Source organism: Sphingomonas sp. KR3-1 (assembly GCF_040049295.1).
Lineage (GTDB): Bacteria > Pseudomonadota > Alphaproteobacteria > Sphingomonadales > Sphingomonadaceae > Sphingomonas.
Genome location: NZ_JBDZDQ010000002.1, coordinates 227,653 through 248,442 on the forward strand (window position 1 = coordinate 227,653; position 20,790 = coordinate 248,442).

The 20,790-nt window shown below is 69.1% G+C and carries 17 protein-coding genes; 7 read left to right on the top strand and 10 right to left on the bottom strand.

Going from position 1 to position 20,790, the window contains the following annotated elements; translation table 11 throughout:
* Window positions 1–723 (bottom strand): AcvB/VirJ family lysyl-phosphatidylglycerol hydrolase, encoded by a 723-nt coding sequence (locus ABLE38_RS12975; RefSeq protein WP_348974645.1) that lies wholly within the window; start codon window positions 721–723, stop codon window positions 1–3.
* 117 nt (window positions 724–840) lie between these two features.
* Here ABLE38_RS12975 and ABLE38_RS12980 point away from each other — a divergent pair, with 117 nt between their 5' ends.
* From ABLE38_RS12980 to ABLE38_RS12990, 3 genes are read left to right on the top strand one after another with little or no spacing between them, the layout of a single operon-like run.
* Complete coding sequence (locus tag ABLE38_RS12980; RefSeq protein ID WP_348974646.1) at window positions 841–1,302, top strand: PDZ domain-containing protein; 462 nt, start codon at window positions 841–843, stop codon at window positions 1,300–1,302.
* Window positions 1,271–1,954 (top strand): response regulator transcription factor, encoded by a 684-nt coding sequence (locus ABLE38_RS12985; RefSeq protein WP_348974647.1) that lies wholly within the window; start codon window positions 1,271–1,273, stop codon window positions 1,952–1,954. The genes ABLE38_RS12980 and ABLE38_RS12985 overlap by 32 nt, the downstream gene beginning before the upstream one ends.
* 1 nt (window position 1,955) lies before the next feature.
* Window positions 1,956–3,317 (top strand): HAMP domain-containing sensor histidine kinase, encoded by a 1,362-nt coding sequence (locus ABLE38_RS12990; RefSeq protein WP_348974648.1) that lies wholly within the window; start codon window positions 1,956–1,958, stop codon window positions 3,315–3,317.
* 35 nt (window positions 3,318–3,352) lie between these two features.
* Here ABLE38_RS12990 and ABLE38_RS12995 read toward each other — a convergent pair whose 3' ends face one another.
* The 5 genes from ABLE38_RS12995 to ABLE38_RS13015 form a co-directional block, all read right to left on the bottom strand.
* Window positions 3,353–3,697 (bottom strand): hypothetical protein, encoded by a 345-nt coding sequence (locus ABLE38_RS12995; RefSeq protein WP_348974649.1) that lies wholly within the window; start codon window positions 3,695–3,697, stop codon window positions 3,353–3,355.
* Window positions 3,694–7,056 (bottom strand): glycosyltransferase, encoded by a 3,363-nt coding sequence (locus ABLE38_RS13000; RefSeq protein ID WP_348974650.1) that lies wholly within the window; start codon window positions 7,054–7,056, stop codon window positions 3,694–3,696. The genes ABLE38_RS12995 and ABLE38_RS13000 overlap by 4 nt, the downstream gene beginning before the upstream one ends.
* A gap of 531 nt (window positions 7,057–7,587) precedes the next feature.
* Window positions 7,588–8,985, bottom strand: a complete 1,398-nt coding sequence (locus ABLE38_RS13005; RefSeq protein ID WP_348974651.1) for a PepSY domain-containing protein — start codon at window positions 8,983–8,985, stop codon at window positions 7,588–7,590.
* Entirely contained in the window at window positions 8,982–11,261 is a 2,280-nt protein-coding gene (locus ABLE38_RS13010) for a TonB-dependent receptor (protein ID WP_348974652.1), read from the bottom strand. Before ABLE38_RS13010 ends, ABLE38_RS13005 begins: the two co-directional genes overlap by 4 nt.
* Window positions 11,262–11,293: 32 nt before the next feature.
* Window positions 11,294–11,692, bottom strand: coding sequence for a DUF2946 family protein (locus ABLE38_RS13015; RefSeq protein WP_348974653.1), 399 nt, complete (start codon window positions 11,690–11,692; stop codon window positions 11,294–11,296).
* Between the two features lie 136 nt (window positions 11,693–11,828).
* Here ABLE38_RS13015 and ABLE38_RS13020 point away from each other — a divergent pair, with 136 nt between their 5' ends.
* The gene (locus ABLE38_RS13020; protein WP_348974654.1) at window positions 11,829–12,323 is read left to right on the top strand and encodes an asparaginase domain-containing protein; all 495 of its coding nucleotides are present in this window, start codon (window positions 11,829–11,831) and stop codon (window positions 12,321–12,323) included.
* A gap of 90 nt (window positions 12,324–12,413) precedes the next feature.
* Here the strand turns inward: ABLE38_RS13020 and hutU are convergent, their stop codons facing one another.
* From hutU to hutI, 4 genes are read right to left on the bottom strand one after another with little or no spacing between them, the layout of a single operon-like run.
* Window positions 12,414–14,069, bottom strand: coding sequence for a urocanate hydratase (gene hutU, locus ABLE38_RS13025; protein ID WP_348974655.1), 1,656 nt, complete (start codon window positions 14,067–14,069; stop codon window positions 12,414–12,416).
* Complete coding sequence (gene hutG, locus ABLE38_RS13030; protein WP_348974656.1) at window positions 14,066–14,863, bottom strand: N-formylglutamate deformylase; 798 nt, start codon at window positions 14,861–14,863, stop codon at window positions 14,066–14,068. The genes hutU and hutG overlap by 4 nt, the downstream gene beginning before the upstream one ends.
* Window positions 14,860–16,389 (bottom strand): histidine ammonia-lyase, encoded by a 1,530-nt coding sequence (hutH, locus tag ABLE38_RS13035; protein WP_348974657.1) that lies wholly within the window; start codon window positions 16,387–16,389, stop codon window positions 14,860–14,862. Before hutH ends, hutG begins: the two co-directional genes overlap by 4 nt.
* Window positions 16,386–17,567 (bottom strand): imidazolonepropionase, encoded by a 1,182-nt coding sequence (gene hutI / locus ABLE38_RS13040; RefSeq protein WP_348974658.1) that lies wholly within the window; start codon window positions 17,565–17,567, stop codon window positions 16,386–16,388. Before hutI ends, hutH begins: the two co-directional genes overlap by 4 nt.
* A gap of 57 nt (window positions 17,568–17,624) precedes the next feature.
* Here hutI and ABLE38_RS13045 point away from each other — a divergent pair, with 57 nt between their 5' ends.
* The 3 genes from ABLE38_RS13045 to ABLE38_RS13055 all read left to right on the top strand — a co-directional run bounded on the left by ABLE38_RS13045 (window position 17,625) and on the right by ABLE38_RS13055 (window position 20,719).
* Entirely contained in the window at window positions 17,625–18,965 is a 1,341-nt protein-coding gene (locus ABLE38_RS13045) for a formimidoylglutamate deiminase (protein WP_348974659.1), read from the top strand.
* Window positions 18,962–19,654 carry a UTRA domain-containing protein gene (locus ABLE38_RS13050; protein WP_348974660.1) on the top strand — a complete coding sequence of 231 codons (693 nt, stop codon included), beginning with the start codon at window positions 18,962–18,964 and terminating at the stop codon, window positions 19,652–19,654. Before ABLE38_RS13045 ends, ABLE38_RS13050 begins: the two co-directional genes overlap by 4 nt.
* Before the next feature lie 183 nt (window positions 19,655–19,837).
* Window positions 19,838–20,719: a LysR family transcriptional regulator gene (locus ABLE38_RS13055; protein ID WP_348974661.1), complete on the top strand. Its 882-nt coding sequence runs from the start codon at window positions 19,838–19,840 to the stop codon at window positions 20,717–20,719.
* The last annotated feature ends 71 nt before the right edge of the window (window positions 20,720–20,790 follow it).

Genomic DNA, 20,790 nt, shown 5'->3' on the forward strand with positions numbered 1-20,790 from the left:
CTACAGTTTTGTAATGTGCGAAATCGCGCCCCGGAGCGCGCGGTAGAGCGCGTCGGGATCGCGGTGGAGCATGTGGCCGCCGGGCAGCGCGATCCGGCGCATGTTGGGCTGGGTGAGCATCGGGCAGAGGCTGTCGGTCTCCTCGACGCCCTGGACGCAGACGGCGGGCACCCAGGTGAGCTGGCGCCCGGTGGGCAGCGCCATCGCATCGGGCTTGGCCCAATTGAACAGCTCGGACGGGGAGGCGCGGTAGAAGACCGTGTCGGTGGGGACTACCAGCGCGACCATCTTGACCCTGGCGCGCAGGTCCGCGGGCAGGCCGGTCAGCCCGACATGCATCATGTCCGCGCCGAAGGACTGGCCGACCAGCACCAGCCGGTCTGCGTGCCCGAAGGCGAGCGCGCGGCGTGCGGCATCGGCGATCAGCGCCTGGATCTCCGCGGGGGTGCGCTGGTGGCGGAAATAGGCGAGCGAGCTGACGCCGACCACGGGTATCCCGTCCGCGGCGAAGCGCTGCGCGATGTCGGGGCCCATGCCGATCTTGAAGCCCATGTCGCCCGAGACCAGCACCACCGCCAGACTGCGCGCGGCCGGGGCGGCGGGGCGCTTGGGGGCGATGTCATAATATACCGGCCCGCCGAAATAGCCGATATAGCCCAGCCAGCCGGCGAACCCGCCGAGCAGCAGGGCCAGCAGGGCCAGGGCAAGCGTGATACGGCGCATCGCGAACTCCTTGAAACTGTGCCGCATCTAGAGCGCGCCGGCTCGCCGGGCGGTGACCGGATCATGACCAAAGCTTAACGTGACTTGGCCGGGCACCGAGGGCATTTCCAGGCTGCAATGACGACCAGCGACATCCAGGACAGCGCCCTTGCCAAGGCTGCGCGCGGACCCGACGGGTTCGTGCTGATCCTCGTCCTGTCGTTCGCGCTCAGTGCCGTGGTGATCCTCGGCTGGGCGTGGCGATCGGGGATCAACCACTTCTTCTCGGCCCAGAATGGTGCCAATTTATTCCCGGGCTTCACGGCCGAACAGCCGGGCGGCACGCCGCACGGGCTGGTCGTCACCAGCCTGCGCTCGGGCAGCGAAGCGGCGCAGGACGGTGTGGAAGTGGGCGATGCGATCCTCGCCATCGACGGCCGCGCGACCAACACGCTCGACCAGGCCCGCCGCTATCTGCGCGACGACCACCAGCCTGCGCTATCGCTCGACTTGATGCATCAAAAGCAGCTACGACATGTCAGGCTCTTGCGAAGCGCGAGTGGAGAAAATGGGGCACAAGTTGCTGGTGGTGGAGGATGACGAGCCTACCGCCGCTTACATCGCCAAGGGAATGACCGAAGAGGGGTTCACGGTCGACCGCGCCGACAATGGGCGCGACGGCCTGTTCCTCGCCAGCGACGGCAGCTACGACGCGATCGTGCTCGATCGCATGCTTCCCGGCATGGACGGCATGGCGGTGCTCGGCGCCCTCCGGGCCGCCAAGATCGAGACGCCGGTGATCATCCTCTCCGCGCTCGGCACGCCCGACGACCGGGTCGGCGGGCTCACCTCGGGCGCCGACGACTATCTGGTGAAGCCCTTCGCCTTTGCCGAGCTGCTCGCCCGCGTGCGGCTGCTGCTGCGCAAGAGCGGCGCGGCCGAGACGGCGGTGACCAAGCTCAGCTCGGGCGATCTCGAGATGGATCTGCTCTCGCGGCGGGTGAAGCGCGGCGCCAAGGTGATCGACCTGCAGCCGCGCGAGTTTCGCCTGCTCGAATATTTCCTGCGCCACCCGGACCAGGTGATCACCCGGACGATGCTGCTCGAAGGCGTGTGGGACTATCATTTCGATCCCGGAACCAACGTGATCGACGTGCATATCAGCCGCCTGCGCAAGAAGCTCGACGATGGCGGCGAGCCGATCCTCCACACCATCCGCGGCGCCGGCTATCGCCTCGGCCCGGCGGACTGAGATGCGGCTGCGCTGGGGGCAGCTGGCGCGCTCGGTAACGGCGCGCTTCGTCATCGTGGCGTTCCTGGTGCAGCTCACCGTCACCGGCGGCATCCTGCTGTTCGTCCAGCAATCGAGCGAGCGCGCGCTGGCTGCCGAGCAGAAGGCGCTGGTTGCCGAGCTGCGCGACGACCTCGTCTCGGCCTGGCGCGCCGGCGGCGATACCGCGCTGCGCCGGATCATCGACGTGCGGCTGCAACAGGCGCATGCCAGCCCGCCGGTGATCCTGCTCGCCACTGCCGGCGAGGACCCGATCCGCGGCAATCTGGGCGACTGGCCCACGGTGATGCCGGCGGAGACCGACTGGCGCGCGATCGAGCTCTATCGCACCGGCAGCGACCGGCCCGAGCTGATGGGCGTCTCCTCGACGACGCTGCCCAATGGCGAGCGCCTGCTCGCAGGGCACGTGATCAGCGCGAGCGTGCGGCTGGCGCGGGTGAACGAGGAGGCGATCACTGCGGCGCTGGTGATCGGCGTGTTCTTCGCGCTGCTGAGCGCGCTGCTGATCGGCCGGGTGCTCTCCAACCAGATCCAGGGCGTGGTGGTCACTGCGCGCGAAGTGGGCGAGGGGCGGCTGGGCCGGCGCGTGCCGACCAGCGGCAGCGGCGATGCGTTCGACGCGCTCGGCCAGTCGGTCAATGCGATGCTCGACCGGATCGAGGCGCTGGTCTCGCAGCTGCGGATGATGACCGACGGGCTGGCGCACGACCTGAAATCGCCGGTCACCCGGATCAAGGTGGTGCTCGAGCGGGCGATCCTTGAGACCGACGACGAGACGGCGCTGGCGGCGCTCGAGCGCGTCTCGGGCGAGGCGGAGACGCTGCTCGGCATGCTCTCGACGGCGCTGCTGATCAGCCGGGCCGAGGCAGGGATCGGGCGCGACCGCTTCGTCGATACCGACCTTGCCGCGCTGCTCGAGGATCTCGCCGAAGTCTATGGCCCGCTCGCCGAGGATCGCGGTTTCGAGGTGGTGGCGGAGGCCGAACCGGGGCTGCACGCGCTGCTCCACCGCGAGCTGATCGGCCAGGCGCTCGGCAATCTGATCGAGAACGCCACCAAATATGCCGAGGGCGGGCACCGCATCACCGTGCGCGCTGCGCGCGAGGGTGGCGAGATCGCGCTGTCGGTCGCCGATGACGGGCCCGGTATCCCGGAGGCGCGCCGCGAGGAAGCGATGCGACGGTTCGGCCGGCTCGATCCGGCGCGGCACGTCGCGGGATCGGGGCTGGGGCTGTCGCTGGTCGAAGCGGTGGCGCGGCTGCACCAGGGGCGGTTCCTGCTGGAGGATGCGGCGCCTGGGTTGCGGGCTGTGATCAGGTTCTAAGTCCCTCTCTCGCAAAGCGGCAGAGGGAAAAGAAGCTACACCGCCAGCGCGTAGGTCATCACAAGGGCGACCAGCGTCATCAGCGACATCGCGGTGATGAAGGTCACGTCGGCGATGCGCTCCAGCGTGTGGAGGCGCTTGCCGGGGCCGTTGCGCAGGGCGAAGTACGACGTCAGGGTCGCGATCAGGAACAGCACCGCGTCCAGCGCCAGCATGTCGTCGGCCAGCGTGTTCGCCTTCCGCACCGCGATCACCACGCGCAGGATGCCGATCGCGGTGAGGCAGACGCCGACCATCGCCGCCGCGATCGGGCAGATCATCCGGCAGGCGCGCTCGTCCAGCGTGTACTGGCTGTGATGCGCCTGCGGTGGTCCCTTCACTCGGCGGGTACCGGTGCCCGCACTTTCGCCGGGGCCGGGGTCTCCGCCGGCGCCTGGGCATCGACGCGCCCGCTGCGCTCGAGCTTGCCCCAGCCGACCCAGGGCCCGCGCAGCGCATTGGCGACGGCACGAAGCACCACCCAGTACATCAGCTGGCGATAGACGAAGCGCTGGGCGAGCAGCAGCAGCCCGGGATAGCGCTTCTCGCGCTTCTCAAGGGCATAGGCCACCCAGCCGCACAGGAAGTCGATGCTGGTGAAGGCGATCCAGTAGATGCCCATCCGGATCACGTCGCTCTCGGTCTGCGCCCAGCCATGCTGGTAGACGCGCAGCGCGGTGCCGAGGATCGAGAGGACCAGCGCGAGGTCGATCAGCGGCGAGATCATCGCGAAGCCGATCTGGAACACCCAGGCCTGGGGCACGCCGACCAGCGCGAGGCCGCCGGGCTTGCGCGTGCGCATGATCTCGCGGTGCTTCCACAGGCACTGCAGCGTGCCGAATGCCCAGCGGAAGCGCTGCTTGGCGAGCGCGCCGAAGCTCTCGGGCGCCTCGGTCCAGGCGACCGCATCGATGTCGTAGCCGACGCGCCAGCCCATGCGCTGGATGGCGATGGTCAGGTCCTGGTCCTCGGCGAGCGTGTCGACCGGATAGCCACCGACCTCGTCGAGTGCCGCCTTGCGCCACGCGCCGACCGCGCCGGGCACCACCATGATCGCATCGAGGCTGGAGAGCGCGCGGCGTTCCAGATTCTGCGAGGTGACATATTCGACCGACTGCCAGCGGGTGACCAGGTTGACGCGGTTGCCGACCTTGGCGTTGCCGGCGATCGCGCCGATCTCCTCGTCCTCGAACCAGCGGGCGAGGCGGGCGATGGTCAGTGGCTCGAACTGGGTATCGGCATCGAGCGCGATAACGATGTCGCCCCTGGCGATCTCCAGCCCCTTGTTGAGCGCGCGCGCCTTGCCGCCATTCTCCAGCGTGAGCAGCTTGACCCGCGGCTCCTCGGCGAAGGCAGCGCTGACGATCGCGCTGGTGCCGTCCTTCGAGCCGTCATCGAGCACGATAACCTCGACATTGACCTGCTCGCTGTCGAGCACGCGGCGGATCGAGCCCTCGATCACCTTCGCCTCGTTATAGGCGGGGATCAGCACCGAGACGAAGCGCGTCGGGTCGATCTCCGGCGCCACCGGGCGGTTCTTGCGGCGGTTGCCGTTCACCGCGAGCGCGGCGAGGACGAGCGCGCGGGCGATGCCGAGCGCGATCGCGGCGAAGAACAGCCACTTCAGCGCGAAACCGATCATCGCGACGATCAGGAAGATGCCGACATCGGTGCGCACCGCGGCGAGATCGGCGCCCTGCACTTCGGGCATCACCTGGTCGCGGGTGAGGCCGGCGAGCTGCGAGACGGGGACGATCTGGTAGCCCTTGGCGCGGAGCCCGTCGATGATCTGCGGCAGCGCCGCCAGCGTCTGCGAGCGATCGCCGCCGCCGTCATGGAGCAGGATGATCTGGCCCGACTGGTCGTAATTGCCGGCCTCGACCTCGCTGAGTGTGGTGTTGACGATCGCATCGACGCCGGGGCGCTGCCAGTCGTTCGGATCGACGTGCAGGCCGACATTGGTGTAGCCCGCGCGCTGCGCGGTGAGCGCGGGGATGAGCTCGTCCGCCGTCGTCGGCTCGGCGTCGCCGAAATAGGGCGCGCGGAACAGGCGGATCGAGCGGCCGGTATAGGCCTCGAGCAGGCGCTGCGTCGCGTTGAGCTCGATGCGGGTGCCGCGGGCCGAGGCGAGCGCCAGGTTCGGGTGGGTGAAGGTGTGGCTGCCGATCTCGTTGCCTTCGTCGACGATGCGGCGGACGAGGAAGGGATCCGCCATCGCATTCTCGCCGATCAGGAAGAAGGTGGCGGTGGCGTGCTTCTGCTTGAGCACGTCGAGGATCTTCGGCGTCCAGTCGGCATCGGGGCCGTCGTCGAAGGTCAGCGCGACCTTGCCGGGCATGTAGCCGGTGCGGGTGACGACATAGGGCGTCGGGAGCGACTGGAAATGCTCGTCGACGATCAGGCCATTGGGATTCTGGACGATGGTGCGCGCGCCGGTGCTCGGCGTGCTGGTGATGCGCAGGATCTCGCCCGAGCCTTCGATATCGACGTCGCCGACCGCCTCGATCCCACGCAGGTCGGGGATCTTGCCCGAATGCGCGGCGCCCAGCGCCTTCCAGAAGTTCGAATCCTCGGCGCCGAGACGCCACAGCGCGACGCCGCCGACGCCCTTGATGTTGGCGGCGCGCAGCTGGTTCCACGCAGTGGTGGCGTCGGCCATCCACACGGTGTGGTTCACGCCGTTTTCTTCATAGGCGAAGGTCTGGTTGCCGCTGGTCCGGTCGAAAGTGACCGGCGCGTCGCTGTCATGCGCGATCAGCCAGGCTTCTTCGATCGACAGCGGCGAGGCAGTGCCGGTGGCGGTCCAGTTATAGCCATAGTTGGCGATGCCGACGATCAGCTTGTCGGCGGGGACCTGCTTGAGCGCGGCGTTCATCTGCTGGACGAACCAGGCCTGGCTGGCGATCGGGCCCGCCGCGGTGACCGGGGCATGCTCGTCATAGTCCATCAGGATCACGCGATCGGTGACCGCGGCATAGGCCTTCATGTTCCAGTCGTCGTCCTGCGCGGGCACGGTGACGGCGATGCTGAGCTTGGCCCCGAACTTGGCGTGCGCCTCGCGCAGCAGGGCGAGATAGTCGCGCTGCGAGGCGGTGGGCAGCTCCTCGAAGTCGAACACGGCGCCGTCGGCCTTGCGCGCGACCAGGGTGCGCTGGAGGTTGTCGAGGAAGGCGGCGCGGGCGGCGGGGTTGTGGAGCAGCGCGGCGGCGCCGGCGCTGTCCCAATTGTCGCCGGTGGCGTTCTGCACCATCGGCAGCACCTTGGGCCGGCGCGTAGCCGAGGCGATGATCGTGTCGAACTGGGGATCGGGGGTGACGGTGATCTGGTGCTGCGCGCCGGTGACGCTGTAGAGCGCCGGCACGACCCAATCGAGTTCGCCGACATGGCGGCGCAGCGAGGCGCGGCTGGCATCGTCCCAGGGCACGTAGAAACCGACGGCGAGCGGCGCGCTCGAGCCGTGCGCGGCGCCGCGCGGCAGCCAGGAGGCGAAGCTGTGGCGGATGCGGTTGGCCTGCTGCTTGAGCGAGCGCGGCTGGGGATGCTCCATCGCCATCGCGAGCGGGCCGGGATTGGGCACGCGCACCACGGTCATCGCAAAGGCGCCCACGGCGACCACGATCACCAGCAGCGACAGGAAGAAGGCGCGCATCGTCCAGCGGTTCCGTTTGCCGCTTGCGTCAAAGAAGATCGGACGTTCCATCGCCGTTGTGCCCTGCCAATGTCGAAAATGGTGCGACGCCCGGCCCGAGGAGTGCGGTGGGGCCGGACGCCGCTGGTTTGCCCGCCACGAACGCTGATAAGTGGCGTGCCTTGCCTATCTAGTCGCGCAAGCCCTTCGCGGACCTGCCTCCAAGATTAAATTCGTGTCATGTGCGTAGGCGCCCGGACATGAAACGACCGGCGCGCAAAGGGAGGAACGCGCCGGCCGCTCATGTACGCGGGTGCGGATAAAAGAGGGCAATCCGCACCCGCCTGGCGCCACCCGGAACAGGGTGTAATGGGCAGCGCCAAGCTCGTTATCTGTGTTGCGATGTTGCCACCGCAGGCTTGCTCGCGAGGCGGGCGTCCGCGGTCGACCAGGCCGCCGAACCGCATGCCAGCGTGGCAAGTGCCAGCAGGGTGACTGCAATGCGGGGATTGGCCATCTCCGGGTCTCCTGTTCTCGCGGTCCGCTTCGGCGACCGTGAGACTGGAATAGCCCCGGCAAGGTGTAGCGGCGCTGGCCGCCAGGTTACATTTTGGACACGCGCAGGCCCATCCAGCGCGAAAGGCCCGGGGCGATGCGAGTCGCTGCGGCCTCGAACGCCGCGGCGATCGCCAGGGTAATGCCGAACAGGGGCAGCAGCAGGCCGAGCAGCAGTGTGGCGCCGACCAGCGCCCAGCTGTGCTTGAGCGGATGCTTGGCGGCCGGGGCGCCGAGCTCGCCCTGGGGGCGCCGCCGCCACCACAGCACGATGCTGGAGAGCGCCAGCATAACCAGGCCGAGCAGGACGGTGAGGTTGACCAGCTGGTTGAGCAGCCCGAGCCAGGCGCCCTCGTGGATCGCGACGCCGTAACCGACCGCGCGGTCGATCCAGTGGCGCTCGGCAAAGCGCTGCGAACCGATCACCGCGCCATCGTCGCCGATTTCCACCGAGACGCGCAGCGTGCGGTCCTCGGCCTGCGACTGGACGAGCCAGCGGCCGCCCGGCTTGCTCGGCGGGCTGACTTCGGCGGGGGCGGCAAGGCCGAGCGTCGTCGCCTTCGCCACGACGCGGTCGAGCGCCGGGCCGGTGGGCTGGACGTGCGGCATCGTCATGCCGTGATGCTCGGCATGCTCGTCCAGCATGGCGCGGACGCCCTTGTCGAGATCGGCGCGGGCCGCTGCATCCGCGACCGAGCCGGCGGACCAGTCCTGCCGCAGCGGCGCGGTGCCGGTGGCGACGCGGACCTGCTTGAGATAGTCGCCCCAGTTCTTCGCCCAGGGCAGGCCCGAGGCGATCAGGAACACCGCGCCGAGCGACACCCACAGCCCGGTTACTGCGTGGAGATCGCGCCAGAAGACGCGCTTGCCTGCGCGCAGGCGCGGCCAGGCGATCCCGCCCAGGCCCTTGCCGGCGCGGCCGCGCGGCCACCAGAGGAACAGCCCGGTGAGGATCATCACGATCGTCCAGCAGGCAGCGATCTCGACCAGCGCCGAACCGGTATTGCCGGCGAGCAGCTCGCCGTGGAGGCGGAAGATGACGCGCATGAAGCGGTCTTCCTCGACCGCCTTGTTCAACACCGCGCCAGTCTGCGGATGCACCCAGACCCGTGTCTCCTGCGCGCCGCTGCCGACGAGGAGCTGGACGGCGTCGTCGGAGGCTTCGGGCAGGACATATTTGTGGAGCACCGACCCGGGCACCGCCGCCGTGCCCGCCGCGACGATCTTCTCGGGCGCGAGCATCGCCACGCCGGGCGCGGCGACATGGCTGTAAGGCGCGTAGAGCCAACCCTCGATCTGGGGCTTGAACAGATAGAGGCCGCCGGTCACCGAGAGCCACAGGATGAAGGGCAGGCAGAAGATTCCGGCATAGAAATGCCAGCGCCACACCGCGCGGAACCAGCGTTCCTGGCGCACGCTGGGCGTGGGTGGGGGCGCCTCGCTCACAGTGTCCACCCCGCTTCGAGCAGGAAGCTGCGCTGCGGATAGGGGTGATAGACCCAAGCGCGATCATTGGTGATATTGTCCACGCCTACGCTCAGCCGCAATTGATCGGTCATCTTCCAGTTCACCTTGGCATCGAGCGCGAACAGCTCGGACGTGTAGCCGAACGTATCGCCGCGCTGGAGGCCGAACAGATCGGTATTGGGCCGCGAGGCATAGCGCATGCCGAGCGAGGCGAGCAGGCGCGGCGTGAGCGTGTAGCGGAGATTGGCGTTGAGCCGCCAGCGCGGGATGCGCGGGAACTGCACGCCCTCGGCGGCCGGGGCGCTGTCGTTGCGGACGGTGCGCGAGTCGATCCAGGCGAGGTTCGCGTCGAGATCGAGCCCGCGCAGCCCGACATCGCGCGCCTCGGCGATCAGCTCGAAGCCGTATTGGCGCGTCACGTCGATATTCTTGAAGGTCGAAGTGGTGATGCCGTTCTGGTTGAAGCCGACGAACGAGAAGATCGTGTTGTCCACGCGCTGCCAGAAGGCGGAGCCGGTGAGCTTCAGCGTGCCGAAATCGTGCGCCACCACCAGGTTCGCGTCGCGCGAGCGCTCGGGCTTGAGGTCCGGATCGAAGCTGTTGGCGTTGAAGCTGCCATCGCCGTTGAGGCTGCCCTGGAACAGCTCGCCGACGGTGGGGAAGCGCGTCGCCTCGGCGAGGCTGAGCTGGGCGCTGGTCTGCCCGGCATGCCATTCGACCGAGAATTTCGGATCGAAGGCCGTGGCGCTACGGACGGCGTAGCGGTTGGTCACCGGTGTGCCGCCGGTGCCGATCCGGCCGAGCCCGCCGTCGAACGCGCGCCAGCTCTCGACGCGGGCGCCCAGCGTGAAGGCCAATGCTTCGGCGCGCAGCCGCGCCTCGCCCCAGCCGGCGAGCAGCCGGGTCTTGCCGAAGGTGCGCGTCGAAAAGGCACGGCCATCGTCGGCGCGCCAGTGCGGCACGCTGTAGTTGGTGAGGTCGGTCCGGTAGAGATTGCCGCTCGCGCCGGCGGCGAGGGTCAACGGACCCGTGCGGGCATCGAGCGAGATATCGCCGGTGACCCAGCCGGTCGGTCCCTGGCGGGCGAGCGTGCCGGCGCCGTCGCTGCCACCCGCCGCCCAGCTGCCCGAGGTGAACCCGTCAGAGCGGGCGACCTGATAGGTCGAGAGGTTGAGCTTCGCCGTGACGTCGGGCGCGATCGGTGCGGCGATCCTGCCGCCGGCGAGGAACTCGTCGCGCACCGTCCGCGACCATTTGGCGCCCGAGGCGGTCCAGGTCTGGCCGAGCGTGGTTACGCGCCCCTCGCACACCTTGTTGCCGGCAGCGTCGCGCAGATAGCAGTCGGGGGCGTATTGCGCATCGAGATTGTGCCAGTACGCGAACAGCAGCTCGCCGGTGACGCCCGAGGCGCCGTCATAGCCGATGCGCAGCTTGGCCTGGTCCTGCGTCGTTGCGGCGGGGCTCTGCGCGGCGAAGATCGGGTTGGCCGTGCTGCCCGGGGCGTTGGGGATTGCCTGGCCCGCGTCGACCACTGCGCCGGTGACTACCGTGCCCGGCGCGCCCGCTACCGGGGTGAGCCCGTACCAGCTCATCGGCTGGCCGTCGTTGCGGAAATGCCGGCCCGAGAGTCGTGCCGACCATGGGCCGTCCTTCTGGCGCCAGCCGAGACCGGCCTCGCCCGACCAGCCCCAATAAGTGGCCTGGGTGCCATATTGGTCGAACGGCTCGGCCAGGCCCTGGACGGTGGCGAAGGCCTCGGTCTTCTCGGGCGAGCGCGTCGTGATGTTGACGATGCCGCCCATCGAATTGCCCGAATAGCGCGCCGAATAGGGGCCGTAGACCACGTCGAACTGCTGCACTTCGCCGGGGCCGACCACGCCCCATTTGGGCGCGAACGCGAAGCTGTTGCCGAGGAAGTTCGACACGACGAACCCGTCGACCATCACCAGCGCGCGGGCGCTCTGCGTGGAATGGGTGCCGCGGAAGCCGGGGACGCCGTTGGAGTCGCCCGCATAGCGTTTGCGCACGAAGAAATCGGGCGCGTATTTCATCAGGTCCTCGACATTCTGGGCGTTGATCCCCGCGAACTGCGCGTCGCCCAGGCTCACCGAGAGCCCGCGCGGATCGATGCTGATCGGCGCATCCTTCTGGCCGATCACGAGGATGGACGGGTCATCGCCCTCCTGCGCCAGGGCAGGGGCGGAAATGCACAGCAGCGGCAGCGCACAAAGGTGTGCGCGACGAGATCGGGACATGGGAATTCACCTGAACGAGGAAGGACGCGGGTTCAGGCGTGGGAAGGTGGTCCTTGCGAAGGCGGCCGGGCAAAGGCGCGGCGCGGGAGCGCGGGCGTGGCGGCGGGCGCGAAGCCGAGCGCGAGCAGGAAGGCGATCGCCGCGAGCAGCAGCGCCGGATTGGCGCCGCCGGCTGCAGCATGCGCGAGCGAGGAGAAGGCGCAGCCGCCGTCCTGCTTGCTGGCCGGAGCCTTGTGGCCGGGGTCCATCGGCACGTCGATGGTCATCGTCGCGGGGCCGTTGCCGTCGCAGATCGCCATGGTGAGCGTCCGGGCGCCGGTGTCGGCGAGCATGTATCCGGCAGGCACGAGCGACTTCACCGCCAGCGCCGCGGCGATCAGCCACAGCGCGAGCCAGCGATGCTCCCGGAAGAAGGCGCGCCAGATTGCCATGGTTGCGGGCTAGCCGAACGGGGCGGGCGGGTCACGTCCGTTGTTGCCCGAAGCGGATGGGCATTTTGTCCAACGCCCCAACGGATGCGGAAGACCGGCGCTTTTCCGGGCCTCTATTCAGGCGTAAGGGCCGCGCATGACCGACACCCAGCCCATCCTCGTGCTCACCACTGGCGGCACGATCGACAAGCAATATTTCGACTCCTCGAGCCAGTACACGATCGTCGGCACGATGGTGACGCGGCTGCTCGAGATCGGCCGGGTGCTGCATCCCTTCCAGGTCGAGGAAGTGATGCGCAAGGACAGCCTCGACATGGACGATGCCGATCGTGCGACGATCGCCGCGCGCGCCGCGGCGTCTCCTGCCAGCCGTATCGTCATCACCCACGGCACCGACACGATGACCGAGACCGCCAGGGCGCTCGGCCACATCGCCGGCAAGACGATCGTATTGGTCGGCGCGCTCGCCCCGGCGCGCTTTGCCGAGAGCGATGCGACCTTCAACCTCGGCATGGCCTTCGCCACCGTCCAGGTCGCGCAGCCGGGCGTCTACATCACGATGAACGGCACCGTGTTCGAAGCGGGCAAGGTGGTGAAGGACCGCGCGGCCGGCAGGTTCGTGGAGATCTGATCTTCAAGGAGGCGGACCGCTGTTGCAGCGCTCGTTTCCGAGCAACGGCCCGCCTCCGTCTCCCCGCCGTTGCCGGCGGGGAAAGCCGGGTTACAGGATGCCGGGCAGGTTCAGCCCTTTCTCCCGTGCGCAATCCAAAGCCATGACGTAGCCGGCATCGGCATGCCGCATCACGCCCGTTGCGGGGTCGTTCCAAAGCACGCGCGCAAGACGCTTGGCGGCCTCGGGGGTTCCATCGGCGACGATCACCATGCCGGCGTGCTGCGAATAGCCCATGCCGACGCCGCCGCCGTGGTGGAGCGAGACCCAGGTCGCGCCGCTCGCGGTGTTGAGCAGCGCGTTGAGCAGGGGCCAGTCGGACACGGCGTCCGATCCGTCGCGCATCGCCTCGGTCTCGCGATTGGGGCTGGCGACCGAGCCGCTGTCGAGATGGTCGCGGCCGATGACGATCGGCGCCTTGAGCTCGCCCGAGGCGACCATCTCGTTGAAGGCGAGGCCGAGCCGGTGGCGGTCGCCGAGGCCCACCCAGCAGATCCGCGCCGGCAGACCCTGGAAGCGGATGCGCTCGGCGGCCATGTCGAGCCAGTTGTGGAGATGGGCGTTGTCGGGGAGGAGCTCCTTCACCTTGGCGTCGGTGCGGGCGATGTCCTCGGGATCGCCCGAAAGCGCCGCCCAGCGGAACGGGCCGATCCCGCGGCAGAAGAGCGGGCGGATATAGGCGGGGACGAAGCCGGGGAAGTCGAAGGCGTTGGTCACGCCCGCATCGAGCGCGACCTGGCGGATGTTGTTGCCGTAGTCGACCGTCGGCACGCCCGCTGCCTGGAAGTCGAGCATCGCCCGGACGTGGACGGCTATCGAGGCCTTGGCGGCGCTTGCCACGCTCTCGGGATCGCGTTCGCGCCTGTCGATCCATTCGGCGACGGTCCAGCCGGCGGGAAGGTAGCCGTTGACCGGATCGTGCGCGCTGGTCTGGTCGGTGAGCAGATCGGGGCGGATGCCGCGCGCGAACATCTCGGGCAGCAGCTCCGCCGCATTGCCGAGCAGGCCGACCGAGACGGGCTTGTCGGCGCCCTGCACGATCGCCAGCGCCTCGTCGATCGTCGTGGCGCTGTGGTCGAGATAGCCGGTGCGCAGGCGCATCTCGATCCGGCTCGGCTGGCACTCGATGGCGAGGCAGGAGGCACCCGCCATCACCGCTGCGAGCGGCTGCGCCCCGCCCATGCCGCCCAGGCCGGCGGTGAGCAGCCAGCGGCCCTTCAGGTCGCCGCCATAATGCTGGCGGCCCATCTCGGCGAAGGTCTCGTAGGTGCCCTGCACGATGCCCTGGGTGCCGATATAGATCCACGAGCCGGCGGTCATCTGGCCGTACATCGCCAGCCCCTTGCGATCCAATTCGTTGAAATGCTCCCAGGTCGCCCAGTGCGGCACCAGGTTGGAGTTGGCGAGGAGGACGCGCGGCGCATTCTCGTGCGTGCGGAACACGCCCACCGGCTTGCCCGACTGGATCAGCAGCGTCTCGTCGGCTTCGAGCTTTTGGAGGGCTTCGACGATCTTGTCATAGCTCTCCCAGTCGCGCGCCGCCCGGCCGATGCCGCCATAGACGACCAGTTCCTCGGGCCGCTCGGCGACGTCGGGGTGTAGGTTGTTCATCAACATGCGCAGCGGCGCTTCGGTGAGCCAGCTCTTGGCGCTGAGCGTGGTGCCGGTGGCGGGCTTGATGATGCGGCTGTTGTCGAGACGAGTCATTCCGGGGCTCCGGCGAAATTCAGGCAGGCGGTGAGGACGTTGGTGAGCGCGGTGCGCATCGGGGCGGCGCGGGATTCGTCGTAGGAGGTGGGCCAATGCACCTCGTCGAAGACGGCGGGCTCGTCGATATAGCCGCGGCAGGCGAGCTCCATCTGGATCGCGTGCATGCCCTGCTCGGGCCGACCATAGTGGCGGGTGGTCCAGCCGCCGCGGAAGCGTCCGTCGGTGACCTGGCTCCAGGGCGTGGCGGCGCAGGCGGCCTCGACCGCGGCGGCGAGGGCCCGCGCGCAGGTGCTACCGCCACTGGTGCCGATGTTGAACTGGGGCAGTTCGCCGTCGAACAGCCGAGGGACGTGGCTGCGGATCGAATGGGCGTCGTAGAGGACGATCCTGGGGTGGATCGCGCGGAGACGGGCGATCTCGGTTTCGATCGCCCCGTGGTAGGGATCGAACCAGTTCGCGCGGCGGCGGACGATCTCGTCCGCATCCGGGTTCTGCAGCGCTTCGCCGTCGAAGGTCGTGGTCGGGCAGAGCTCGGTGGTCGCCTGGCCGGGATAGAGCGACGCGCCAGAAGGATCGCGGTTCACGTCGATCACGCTACGCGAGATGCGAGTACGGATCGTCGTCGCGCCGAGGTCACGGGCGAAGGCGTAGAGCCGGTCGATCCACCAATCGGCGTCCTTGGTCGCGAGCCAGGGCGAAGCAAAGCCCTCGACACCCGCCAGGTCGGTGCCGGTGTGCGGGAAGGCGACGATCAGCGGCGCCACGCCCCGGTGGATCTCCAGCCAGTTCATGCGACCCCCGGCAGCGCGATGCCCGCCGCCTCCGCCACCGCGCCGGCGCGCACGATTGCCGTGGCGGCTTCGATATCGGGGTGGAAATGCCGGTCATGGTCGAGCGTCGGCACCTCCCGGCGCAGGCGGGCGCGGACGCGTTCGAGGGCGTCGGAGGAAGTGAGGCCGGTGTGGAAATCGCAACCCTGCGCGGCGGCGAGCAGCTCGATGCCGATCACGCCGGCGCAGTTCGCCGCCATGTCGAGCAGGCGCCGTGCGCCGTGCGCGGCCATCGAGACATGGTCTTCCTGGTTCGCAGAGGTCGGGATCGAATCGACGCTGGCGGGCGTGGCGCGCTGCTTGTTCTCGGAGACGAGCGCGGCGGCGGTGACCTGGGGGATCATGAAGCCCGAGTTGAGGCCCGGCTGGGGCGTGAGGAAGGCGGGCAGGTTGGAAAGCGCGGGGTCGACCAGCATCGCGACGCGGCGCTCGGCGATCGAGCCGATCTCGCAGAGGGCGAGGGCGATCATGTCCGCCGCGAAGGCGACCGGCTCGGCGTGGAAATTTCCGCCGGACAGTGCTTCGTCGGTCTCGGGGAAGATCAGCGGGTTGTCGCTTACGCCATTGGCCTCGGTCTCCAGCGTCGTCGCGGCCTGGCGCAGCAAGTCGAGCACCGCGCCCATCACCTGGGGCTGGCAGCGCAGGCAATAGGGGTCCTGGACGCGCGGATCGTCGTCGCGGTGCGAGGCGCGGATCGCCGAGCCCTGCATGAGCGTGCGCAGCGTCTCGCCGACTGCGATCTGGCCGGGGTGGCGGCGCAGCTGGTGGATGCGCGGGTCGAAGGGCGCATCGGTGCCCTTGGCCGCCTCGGTCGAGAGCGCGCCGGTGACCAGCGCGGCCTGGAACAAAGTCTCGGCCTCGAACAGCCCGGCGAGCGCGTTGGCGGTGGAGAATTGGGTGCCGTTGAGGAGAGCGAGGCCTTCCTTGGGGCCGAGCGTCACCGGGGCGAGCCCCGCCTCGGCTAGCGCCTGCTCGGCGGGCAGCACGCGGCCTTCCATTTCGATCGAGCCGACGCCGATCATCGTCGCGGCCATGTGCGCGAGCGGGGCGAGATCGCCGCTCGCGCCGACCGAACCCTGGCTCGGCACCACCGGGGTGAGGCCCTTTGCCATCATCGCCTCGAGCAGTTCGACGGTCGCCGGCTGCACGCCTGAGGCGCCCTGCGCCAGGCTTGCCAGCTTGAGCGCCACCATCAGCCGGACGACGGGGGCGGGCGAGGGCACGCCGATGCCGGCGGCGTGGCTGAGGACGATGTTGCGCTGGAGCGTTGCCAGGTCCTCGGCCTCGATCTTTACCGAGGCGAGCTTCCCGAAGCCGGTGTTGATCCCATAGACCGGCGCGCCATGCGCGAGGATGCGCGCGACGGCGGCGGCGCTCTCGGCGATGCGCGGGGCGGCGGCGGGATCGAGCCGGGGCACCGCGCCGCGCCAGATCGCGCGCCACTCGGCCAGCGGCACGGCGCCGGGGATCAGCAGGATGTCGGTCATTGGCCCTTCCAGATGCGGGTGTGGAGCGGGTTCAGCCCCATGCGGTAGACAAGCTCGGCCGGCCGCTCGACGTTCCAGATCGCGAGGTCGCAGCTCTTGCCGGGTTCGATCGTGCCGATTTCATGCTGGAGCCCCAGCGCCCGCGCCGCCTCGCGCGTCACGCCGGCCAGGCATTCCTCGACGGTGAGGCGGAACAGCGTCGCGCCCATGTTCATCACGAGCAGCAGGCTGGTGAGCGGCGAGGTGCCGGGGTTGCAATCGGTCGCGAGCGCGATCGGGACGCCGGCATCGCGGAGCGCCTGGATTGGCGGGAGTTTGGTCTCGCGGACGAAGTAATAGGCGCCGGGGAGGAGCGTGGCGACGGTGCCGGCCGCCGCCATCGCGGCGATGCCCGCGTCGTCGAGATATTCGAGATGATCGGCAGAGAGCGCGCCGTGGGATGCGGCCAGCGCCGCGCCGTGCTGGTTCGAGAGCTGCTCCGCGTGGAGCTTCACGCGCAGGCCCTGCGCCTTTGCGGCCTCGAAGACCCGCGCGGTTTCCTCCGCCGTGAACCCGATCCCTTCGCAGAACGCGTCCACTGCGTCGGCAAGGTCGCCGAGCGCCGGGATCATCGTCTCGCAGACGAGGTCGACATAGCCAGCGCGGTTGTCGGCATATTCGGGCGGCAGGGCGTGCGCGCCGAGGAAGGTCGTGGCGATCCGCACCGGGCGCGCCTGGCCCAGCGCTCTGGCCGCGCGGAGCATCTTCAACTCGTCGTCCAGCGACAGGCCATAGCCGGACTTCACTTCGACCGTGGTCGCGCCCTCGGCGATCAGCGCATCGAGGCGGGGGAGCGCGCTCGCCACCAGCTCGGCCTCGCTGGCGGCGCGGGTGGCGCGCATCGTCGAGACGATCCCGCCGCCGGCGCGGGCTATCTCCTCATAGCTCGCGCCCTGGAGGCGGAGCTCGAACTCCTGCGCACGGTCGCCGCCATGGACCAGATGCGTGTGGCAATCGATCAGCCCGGGAGTGATCCAGCGGCCTTCGCAATCGATCGTCTCGGAGCCGGTTGGGGCTTCGCTGGCGGGGCCGACCCAGGCGATCCGCCCGTCCTTCACCGCCACCGCACCGCGCTCGACGATGCCGAGGCCTGGCCCCGCCATCGTGGCGATCCGCGCGTTAATCCAGAGTCGATCCATCTCCCCATCCTTGCCCGTGCTTTGTGTTATGTCTAGACATAATGAAAGGAGGCACTGATGGATCTCTGGTTCGAAAATGCGCTGCTACCCGCCGGCTGGGCCGAGCGCGTCACCGTGCGCATCGCAGCTGGGCGTATTGTCGAGGTGCTGCCGGGCACCGATTGCACGCCCGGCGCCGAGCGCCACCGCGTCGCGATCCCCGGCCTCGGCAATGTCCATAGCCATGGCTTCCAGCGCGGCATGGCGGGACTGAGCGAGCGGCGCGGGCGGCCCGATGACGATTTCTGGAGCTGGCGCGAGATCATGTACCGGTTCCTCGACCGGCTCACCCCCGAGGACATCGCCGCGATCACCGCGCTCGCCTATGCCGAGATGCTAGAGACCGGCTATACTCGCGTCGGCGAATTCCATTATCTTCACAATGACATCGATGGCGGCCGCTATGCCGATCCGGCCGAGACCGCCGGTGCGATCGTCGCCGCGGCCGAGCAGACGGGCATCGGCCTCACCCTGCTCCCGGTCTTCTACGCGCACAGCGATTTCGGCGGGCGCCTGCCCAAGCCGGGCCAGCGCCGCTTCCTCTCCGACCTCGACGGCTTTGCCGCACTGGTCGAGGCGAGCCGCGCCAAGCTGCCCGCCGACGCGGTGCTCGGGGTGGCGCCGCACTCGCTGCGCGCGGTTACGCCCGAGGAGCTGGCGGCGGTCACTGCGCTGACCGACGGCCCGATCCACATCCATGCCGCCGAGCAGGTCAAGGAAGTCGAGGCCTGCGAGCAGTGGAGCGGTGCGCGGCCAGTCGAATGGCTGCTCCATAATGCCGAAGTCGATGCCCGCTGGACGCTGATCCACGCCACGCATCTGACCGATGCGGAAACCGACCGGCTGGCAGGCTCGGGCGCGGTCGCTGGCCTGTGCCCGGTCACCGAGGCCAATCTCGGCGACGGCATCTTCCCGGCCGAGCGCTACCTCGCGGCGGGCGGCTGGATCGCCACCGGCACCGACTCCAACATCCAGATCGACGCCGCCGCCGAGCTGCGCGCGCTCGAATATTCGCAGCGCCTGTCGCAGCGCCGCCGCGCGATCCTGGCGCCCGAGGGCGCTTCGGTGGGCGAAACGCTGTTCGACGCCGCGCTGGCCGGGGCAGGGCAGGCGCTCGGCGTCGAAACCGGGTTTGCGCCCGGCGCTCCGGCCGATATCGTGAGCCTGAACATGGACCATCCGAGCTTCGCCGGCGCGATCGCCGACACCCTTCTCGATCGCTGGATCTTCGCCGGCCGCGCCGGCACGATCGACTGCGTCTGGCGCGCGGGCACGCTGCGAGTCGTTCGCGGCGAACATGTCGCACGCTCGGTTATTGCTAATCATTATCACAAAATCCTGGGGCGCCTGCTCGGGTGACGCTGCAGGAACGCATCCGCTCGGACATCGAGGAGCGCATCCGTTCGGGCGAACTGCGCCCGGGCGACCGCATTCCGTTCGAACATGAGCTGGTCGCGCACTATGGCTGCGCACGCGCGACGGTGAGCAAGGCGCTGGAGCGGCTGGCGCATGCGGGGCTGATCGAGCGGCGGCGCAAGGCCGGCTCGTTCGTCGCGCACCCGCAGGTCCATGCCGCGGTGCTTGAAGTGCCCGACCTCGCCCAGCTGATCGCGGCGCGGGGCGAGGCCTATGGCTGGGAGCTCGACACCTGCCGCGTGGTCAATCGCGACGCCGATGCCGAAATCTCGGGGATCGCGCTCCCCGCGCTGCTGATCGAGGGCGTGCATTTCGCCGGCGGCCAGCCCTTCGCCGCCGAGCGCCGGCTGATCGCGCTCGATACCGTGCCGGTGCCGCGCGCCGACACATTCGAGACCGAGGCGCCGGGCTCGTGGCTGCTCCACCACGTCCCCTGGACCGACGCGCGCCACCGCATCCGCGCAGTCGCCGCCGGCCGCGCGCTGGTGGCGCGGCTCAAGCTGGATCCGCATACCGCCTGTCTGCAGGTCGAGCGCTGGACCTGGCGCACGGGGAGGGCGGTGACCTTCGTGCGGCAGACCTTCCCGGGCGATCGCTACGATCTCGTCGCCGAGTTCACGCCGCGAGGATGAATAGAGCCGTCATCCCCGCGAAAGCGGGGACCCATCTCCTGTACTCCCCTGCATCACTACAGCCGTTGTATTTCCTGGCTTCTCCCGGAGATGGGCCCCCGCTTTCGCGGGGGTGACGAGGGTCGGGGCAATTGCACCGAAGCGGGGCCTTCCTCTTTCCGCAAACCCGGCTACTCTAGCGCCATGAACCTGCGGCATATCGAGATCTTCCACGCGGTCTACGTCAACGGCTCCGTCAGCGGCGCCGCGCGGGCGCTCAACGTGTCGCAGCCTTCGGTCTCGAAGATGCTGCGCCACGCCGAGAGCCTGCTCGGCTTCCAGCTCTTCCACCGCACCAACGGCCGGCTGGTGCCCACCGAGGACGCGCACACGCTGTTCACCGAAGTCTCGGAGATCCAGGACCGCGTCTACGCGCTGCGCGAGGCCGGGCGGAACCTGAAGCGCGGCGCGGGCGGCATGCTCAAGATCTCGGCGCTGCCCAGCCTGGCGCTCAATGCGCTGCCCACCGCGGTCTCGCGCTTCATGCGCGGGCATGATGGCGTGCGCTTCGACCTGCAGACTGTCCACCACGACGACCTGCTCAGGAAGCTCTACGAGCGCGAGACCGATGTCGCGATCGCCTATGAGGTGCCGCACGCCGCCCCGATCGGCCATCGCTGGCTGGGCGAGGGCGAACTGGTGGTGCTCTATCGCGAGGAGGACATGCCCGACGCGCCGCCGCGCATCGAGCTGGAGCGGTTGCGCGGGCGCCCGTTCATCAGCCTCGCCAATTCGGGACCGATCGGCCAGCTGTTCAGCCAGGAGCTCGCCCGGCTCGAGCTCGACCTCGACGAAGTGATCTCCGCGCGCACCTTCTACATCGCCACCGCGCTGGTTGCCCAAGGCGTCGGCATGACGGTGGTCGACAGCTTCACGGCGCAGGCCTCGCTCGTTCCCGGGCTGTCGATGCGGCCGCTGAAGCCGCAGCTCACCTTCGACGTCCATGCGATGTTCCTGCTCAACCGGCCGCCGACGGCGCTGGCGACCGATTTCCTCAAGACGCTCGCCAAGGTCATCGACGCCTAGCCATAACGGCTGGCTATGCCGAGACGCCTACTCGCTATGCGCGGTGCCGGATGCGGGGCGATAGCGTTATT